7 protein-coding genes are annotated in these 6,803 nt (G+C 35.9%); 3 read left to right on the plus strand and 4 right to left on the minus strand.

The features are described from left to right. A partial coding sequence (locus tag V7164_RS18170; RefSeq protein WP_335354806.1) for a thermonuclease family protein occupies positions 1–1,024 on the plus strand: 1,024 nt, incomplete at its 5' end. A gap of 74 nt (positions 1,025–1,098) precedes the next feature. On the opposite strand, the gene V7164_RS18175 is transcribed toward V7164_RS18170, so the two are convergent. Next, positions 1,099–3,102 carry a glycoside hydrolase family 3 protein gene (locus V7164_RS18175; protein WP_335354807.1) on the minus strand — a complete coding sequence of 668 codons (2,004 nt, stop codon included), beginning with the start codon at positions 3,100–3,102 and terminating at the stop codon, positions 1,099–1,101. Between the two features lie 603 nt (positions 3,103–3,705). Between V7164_RS18175 and V7164_RS18180 the strand changes: the two genes are divergently transcribed. Further along, complete coding sequence (locus V7164_RS18180; protein ID WP_335354808.1) at positions 3,706–3,879, plus strand: hypothetical protein; 174 nt, start codon at positions 3,706–3,708, stop codon at positions 3,877–3,879. 153 nt (positions 3,880–4,032) lie between these two features. Here the strand turns inward: V7164_RS18180 and V7164_RS18185 are convergent, their stop codons facing one another. Beyond that, positions 4,033–4,638 carry a restriction endonuclease gene (locus V7164_RS18185; RefSeq protein ID WP_335354809.1) on the minus strand — a complete coding sequence of 202 codons (606 nt, stop codon included), beginning with the start codon at positions 4,636–4,638 and terminating at the stop codon, positions 4,033–4,035. Positions 4,639–4,778: 140 nt separating this feature from the next. Between V7164_RS18185 and V7164_RS18190 the strand changes: the two genes are divergently transcribed. Next, entirely contained in the window at positions 4,779–4,931 is a 153-nt protein-coding gene (locus V7164_RS18190) for a hypothetical protein (protein ID WP_335354810.1), read from the plus strand. A 270-nt stretch (positions 4,932–5,201) separates the two neighbouring features. On the opposite strand, the gene V7164_RS18195 is transcribed toward V7164_RS18190, so the two are convergent. Then, positions 5,202–5,474, minus strand: a complete 273-nt coding sequence (locus V7164_RS18195; RefSeq protein WP_335354811.1) for a hypothetical protein — start codon at positions 5,472–5,474, stop codon at positions 5,202–5,204. A 773-nt stretch (positions 5,475–6,247) separates the two neighbouring features. Further along, positions 6,248–6,469, minus strand: coding sequence for a hypothetical protein (locus V7164_RS18200; protein WP_335354812.1), 222 nt, complete (start codon positions 6,467–6,469; stop codon positions 6,248–6,250). Between the last annotated feature and the right edge of the window lie 334 nt (positions 6,470–6,803).

A 6,803-nucleotide genomic window follows, 5' to 3' on the forward strand; every position in this document is an offset into this window, starting at 1 on the left:
AAATCAAAAGAAAAAGGGAAACATAATCGTCAAGAAACCAGGATTGATTGTTACCGCAGGATTCATCTTGTTTTTAATTCTAGGGGTTTCCTTTGCCGATACTACTGAAACAGCAGATAAAAATAATGATAATCAAGTAGCAAGTACAACTAAACAAAAAGATTCAGCCGAAAAAGAAGCGGCGGAAAAAGATAAGAAAGCGGAAGAAGAAGAAAAAGCTAAAGCAGAAGCAGAGGCGAAAGCAAAAGAAGAGGCAAAAGCTGAAGCGGAACGCTTAGAAAAAGAGAAACTAGAATCCGAACAAAAAGCAAAAGAAGAACAAGCTAGCAGCCTAGGTTTGGAACTGGTGACGATTAGCAGAGTTGTAGATGGGGATACATTCGAAACTTCCGATGGCAGAAAAGTTCGCCTTGTAGGAGTGAATACACCTGAGTCTACTACGAAAACAGAAGAATACGGCAAAGAGGCAAGCAACTATACCACTTCAAAGCTCGAAGGGAAACAAGTTTATTTACAGAAGGACGTTTCAGATACCGATCGCTATACTCGTTTTCTGCGAATTGTTTGGCTTGATATTCCAACGAACGATATGGATGAAAATGAAATTCGAACAAAAATGTTTAATGCTGATCTTGTATTAAATGGATATGCAGAACCTTCTACTTATCCGCCTGACGTGAAATACAGTGATTATTTTGTAAAATTTGCCCGCGAAGCGAGAGAACAGAATACCGGTTTATGGGCATTCGGAGCGGAAGGTACTACAAAGGGTGATCTGGATTCAAAAACAACTGCATCCAGCAGCAGCTCAGCTTCTTCATCAAAAAGTACTAATAACAACACAAGCTCAAATACAAATTCGAATAATGGCTCCACTTCCACCGCCCCTTCAAGCAGCGGAAGCGAATCATATAAAAACTGTACGGAATTAAGAAAGGTTTATCCTAACGGGGTTCCTGCTGATCACCCTGCCTATGAATCAAAGCATGACAGAGACAAAGACAATTGGGCATGTGAGAGGTAAAATAAAGCTTTAAAAAACACTTGGAAATTGATATCCAAGTGTTTTTTTATCATGTTTTTAGCAAAAACCTTTTCCTATTGATAAGAAAGTCCGAAATCATACCCATATGAATCTCCATTTTTGTTTCGATACACATAGGATGGAACTTCGCGAAATCCTGGTATATCCCCAATCTCATTGTCCACTGCTGTCTGATTAGCTGGTATTGTAAAAGGAAGTTTCCCAACAGGATTAAATCTCCCGCGAATGACATCTACTAAAGCTTCTGTTTTCACTCCAAAAGTTGCCATAATAGCCGCTGCATTCGGTTCGATTTCATTGATTAACCATGGGCTCCTCATATTAATTGCTGTAATCGTTGGAACCTTTTTCTGAATCTCTATGATTCTGTTTACATTATCAATCCCTGTATCAGGGCCAATTGTGAGCATAGGTTTTCTTTTCATAAAATACTGTTTAGGCTTCACCCAAACAAAAGCATGGGTTGCATCATCTAATCGATCCGTAATTGTCATTTTTGCATCATATTTTCGAATCTTATCGATAAGGTTTTTCGTATTTGACCCATTAGCTCCTCCAGGAAATGCCTCAACATATAGCTTTATTTGACCGATTTTGCTATCTGACAAAGGTAATAGATTGTTCCCATTACGCAGTAATACAACGGATTTACGATGGGCTAAATCTGCACGTTTTTGAGAGTTTGGGTTATCAGCGACTGCCAGTGCTTTTTTCGGATCTACATATGGATTCTCGAAAAGTCCTAGTTTCATCATCTCTGTAAGTAAATAGGTGACGGAGCGATTCACTCTTGCTTCACTAACCAAACCTTTTTTCACTGCATTAATAATTGGAGCAGGATTTGTAACACCAGAAAAAATATTCGTTCCCGCATTCAGTGCTTTTGCAAACCTTTGTTCAACAGACAAATTAAGAGCACCCCAAGCCTTGTCGACTACGGCACTAGTATCAGAGTTTACATAACCTAGGAAACCTAGTTCTTTACGCAGGTAATCATCAATAAATTGTTTGTTTAAAGCAAAGCCAACTTCTTCAAATTGCTGTGTGGCACTATAATGAGGCAAGCCTTGTTCGGCACTCTTATTGCTAGGATATGAGTAATAAGGCATGATTGATGTTGTATGTGCAGCAATTGCAGCACTAAAAGGAGGCATATGATACTTTAGCAAGCTGCCTTTTGTTGGGTAAAGATTATATCTTCCTTCTTCAAAATGCGGATCAGTCCCTTTTACTCGAGCTCCACCGCCTGGATAATGTCTGACTGTCGTTGTTACGCTATTATCATTAAGAATATTTCCTTGAAATCCTTTCACAATTCGCCAAATAATATCTGATGTCAGCGCCGGGTGTTCCCCAAATGTTTCATCGTTTCTTAACCATAGTGGATCAGTCGCAACATCTGCTGAATACCCAAAAAGCTTACGGATTCCCGTAGCTCTAAACTCTTTTGAAGCCGTTTGGGCAAATTCCGTTATTAGATTCAAATCGCGTGTTGCCGCAAGTCCTAAAGTGGCAGGCCAAAAAGAGAATTGTCCAGGCTTATCCATATCTAATTCCTCAGAGGATGTAGGTACCTCAGAATGGTTGCGCGGATTTGAAATAATGACAGCCGGAATGCCTAATCTTGTATTTTCTGCTGCTGCTTGAAGCTGATTATTATATTTGGCGATTACATCGGCACTTGGTGATTCACGAAAAATAAAATAGCGGGTGTTTTGATTAATCATCTTATTCGGGAGTTTTAATTTACCATTTGTAAATTTCGGAAATTCAGGAATAATTAACATTCCCGCTTTTTCCTCAAGAGTCATCCGCGAAACGAGATCTTTAACACGTACTTCATCTGCAAGCTGCCAATTTTCATATGGATCAAGCTTCTTATTGCCATTCAAATCTTTGAACTGTTTTCCATTGACAGTTATTTTTCCAATTACTCGATACTCCATCTCTGGTTGAGCATTGCCTCTTACCTCTGCACTTACCTGTGGTAATAAAAGTGAAACGGATAAAAAGACAGCTAAAGAAGAAGTTATCATTTTCTTTATTCTAACTTTCATTTTTTCTTCCCTTCCTTTTTTTGAAGAATTTTCTAATTCTCTATTACTGTCTCTTTTTCACATGTAATTTATCCGAAAAATTAAATTGAGTTAGCTATATGGCAACTTAAACTTGTTCNNATATTTTGGTAATCACACATGAAATTAATCAAATTATAGTACGTGCTCTTTTTTCCATAATAAAATAAGCCCGCTTTGAATTAATTTCAAGCGAGCTTTGAATTGAACTAATTTTTCCAGAGAAGTCCTTAGTAGTCTTCCAGATCAGTTCTAGACAGTTCGTCGTAGAACTGGACGAAAACTAGTTCAGAAATTCCTATGTATATACAATCAACTAAAGGTTTAACAATCATCACAAACCATTGTTGCTGTAAGCATTTCTGGCGGGACCGCCTGGGAATCGAACCCAGCTGGCCACTCACGGTGGTCACAGATGGTTTTGAAGACCACGGAGGACTTTTCCTTTTAATATTATTATCACCGCACTTAAATTAATATCAGCATAAAATAGAACATTTATAAAGGGCGCGGTCAAAGGTTGTATTATTTATATTTCAATAATTCCTATTCCTAATGGACATTTTAATATTGGAGGTGAATTACATGACTGATAGGAATATTCCAAATGTAAGTTTAGGTGGGAAAATAGTCAAGGAAAAGGGTAATGGTGGAGATCAAGTACACGGACACGAAAAGGAAAATAAAAATGAAAAATTTAATACTAATCCTAAAGTGGATTTAAGTAATGATTATGAACCAGTCAACTATATGTGTTGACTGGTTTTTCTAGTTTACAGGCCATTCCAGCTTTCCTTTGCTCAATCTAATACAATTTCACTGTAAACACACCAAAGGCTTAATACGAATGTTTACGGGCTTACAATTTTCACGTTAAAGTATAAAATTAATTAAGCCACCATTATTGGTGGCTTAAATATATTCAGGTATAATATCTTTAATTTCTTGCTCTGCATTTTCTAATCCGGATAACCATAGTTCAACCAATTTTACACCATCAATTAACTCAATATTTAATCCTTCAGCATATTCCTTTGCTGCCTTAGTGAATGAGCTTGTTGTTATTACATAACCGCCTTTTGCTCCATGTTTAACCATATTAGAATGTAAAATAGCTATTGGATCAAATTTCATATCTCCTTTGTAACACTTTACTTGACCAAGGAATCTGCCTTCGTCAGTTTCGTGTTCAAAGTCCACTCCGAAATCACCAGTCGGCGGTGATACCCATGTACTACCTCCCCTTGCACTTTCAAAGACTTCTGCAACAAAGGATTCAAATGTGATCGGATCTTGTTTGATAAAAACTGAATTTTCTCTCACTGCATTTTTATCATCATCTGGCTCTTTCCTAAACCTTAAATATAATCCCATTGCCAATGTTTGTTTCATTTCTTCACTTGTGTCTATGTGTTCAGCTAATAAAGCAGTTTTGTAATTAGTTCGTCTTTTAGTCAATTGAAACTGTATGAAAGCTGCCACTAACACAACAGCGACCATAACTTCTACTATTAACATTTTAACCGCCTCCTAATTTAAGATATTGGCGAGAATAGAACATAATATTCATTGTGATTTATTATTTTTAATTTTATTGAATCTTTCACCTTATAACATTCGTATTAATGGAATAGAAACTTTCCTCAGGAGGGATTTACATGTCAATAAATAAAATTAGATCAATGCTCTATGGGACAGCTAAGATTTTAGGGGATGTAAATGCAGTCAAAAAGGGGAAAATCGGAAAGAGGATTGTAAGACGGATTGCTGGGAAATCAACAAGCAGGTTGTTACGGAATTTGTTTAAATAAAAACAGTTAACAATCGGGATTTCCCAAATNNAATTTAGATTTAGACTTTTCAGTTTCATTAATGCTTCATTAATATTCGAGACGGGAAGAATTTTTGCTTTATATCCATTTTCATCATCAGAAGCTCCGACTAACCTTCGAAATTCTTCAGGTAAAAGACTCAACAACGTAAATCGGAGCTTTAATCGGACGAAAACGTTTATATATCGGTTCATCAATCCACATTTTTTCTTCGTATGCGTATCGAAGGAACGCACGCACAGACCTTACTCAAATGTTTACCGTCATAGGCGAATAATCTATTTCCTCAAGCATCCACGAAATCCAAACAGTAAATACCTCAGTCTTCATTTCGTCCGCCTTTAAATCACGCCCCAAATAGTTCATAAGATAACTGAAATTTTTATAATGCTCTGAGATTGTTCTTTTCGCAAGCCCTTCACCCTTCTTTACGATCATAAATTCCTCAAACATTTCCGTCATTAGCATAGAAATATCAGTAATTGTTTCTCGCTTATACCTTCCTGTTAGTCCTTTTCGCATTACAAAAAGCCCCTTTCACATATTAATAGGTGTAAGAGGCGAACGAAATTTACCCAAACAGTTTGTTATGACTATTAAAACGGTCTTAATTAACAGTCCCAAACGGTCTTTCACAAAACTATTCGAAAACTGTGTTTGATAAAATTAATAGCCAACAACTTAATTGAGAGTTTAAAAAACTGTTCAAACCATTGAGGCTGTAAGCATTTCTGGCGGGACCGCCTGGGAATCGAACCCAGCTGACCACACACGATGGTCACAGATAGTTTTGAAGACTACGGAGGACACCAGTACCTATAATTGATTGATTTCATTGAATTTTCTACAGTTTCCACACAATTAACATGCTGCTTTGCTTTGTCTAATAATCTAAATGTATCCATCATTAGCAAATCCCCAACATGTCCACTTGGCGTTCCAACTCAGATACCTTCCGCAATAATTCTCTATTTGCCTGTTCATTCTTTTTATTAAATAATCCCATTTCTATCTTCTCCCATCTGATTAATATGTGTTAATACAAAAATAAAAAGCATTCCAGAAGGAATGCTTAATTTTGATATTTTGGTACTTCAAAATATTGATAAAAAGGATATTTAAAATTATCACTCTTCACTTTAAATAATTGTTGATCTTTAATTTGCTCATTTAATCTATGACAAGCTATCTTTGCTTCTTATTCAGTTTCACAGTAAAATTGCCACGTATGGATAATATCTTTTATTTCCATATCTTCATCTGGATTTACGTCACACATTTCAATAAGAAAAATATTACTCCTCATCATCTTTCTTATTGAGTTTCACAGAAACTGAAAAACTTGTGGCTTCATAGGATTTAAATGTTACAGTTTTTGGATCTGGTGATACCACCTCTACAACAACTTCTCTATGAGGATTTCTAGTCTCATGATCTACTTTGATTTCATTAAGTTTATTATTTAGTTCTTCTAAACTAGAAGCACCTACTAAAGTAATCATTCCCATTTCACTCATTAAGCTATTCCCCTCCTTTCTGCCAAATTACCTACTAAATTCGACAAAAGAGAGGAATTACCTTCCAAAAATACTGCAAAATGATTATATTACCTAGTCTAATATGATAATTGTAGGTTTCTACTGACCAGTTCTCAAATCTAAAATGACCATAAGCAATAGGATCTTCTCTTATTAATCTTGGGAAAGGGAGGTTTCATAATAATTCTTTTGCTTTATCAAGTGTAATACCTTACATTTCAGACAAAAAAATAAACACTTTCCATCAAATAATTATTTAATTAATATTTACTAAAACTTCTTTCCTAAAAAATATTCCCATATGGTAATATAA

It is taken from the genome of Bacillus sp. JJ1474 (genome assembly GCF_036965225.1).
GTDB lineage: Bacteria > Bacillota > Bacilli > Bacillales > Cytobacillaceae > Cytobacillus.

Coding starts and splice junctions, on each gene's coding strand:
- V7164_RS18175 (WP_335354807.1), bottom strand. CDS start 3,102: ATGAAAGTTAGAATAAAGAAAATGATAACTTCTTCTTTAGCTGTCTTT.
- V7164_RS18180 (WP_335354808.1), top strand. CDS start 3,706: ATGACTGATAGGAATATTCCAAATGTAAGTTTAGGTGGGAAAATAGTC.
- V7164_RS18185 (WP_335354809.1), bottom strand. CDS start 4,638: ATGTTAATAGTAGAAGTTATGGTCGCTGTTGTGTTAGTGGCAGCTTTC.
- V7164_RS18190 (WP_335354810.1), top strand. CDS start 4,779: ATGTCAATAAATAAAATTAGATCAATGCTCTATGGGACAGCTAAGATT.
- V7164_RS18195 (WP_335354811.1), bottom strand. CDS start 5,474: ATGCGAAAAGGACTAACAGGAAGGTATAAGCGAGAAACAATTACTGAT.
- V7164_RS18200 (WP_335354812.1), bottom strand. CDS start 6,469: ATGAGTGAAATGGGAATGATTACTTTAGTAGGTGCTTCTAGTTTAGAA.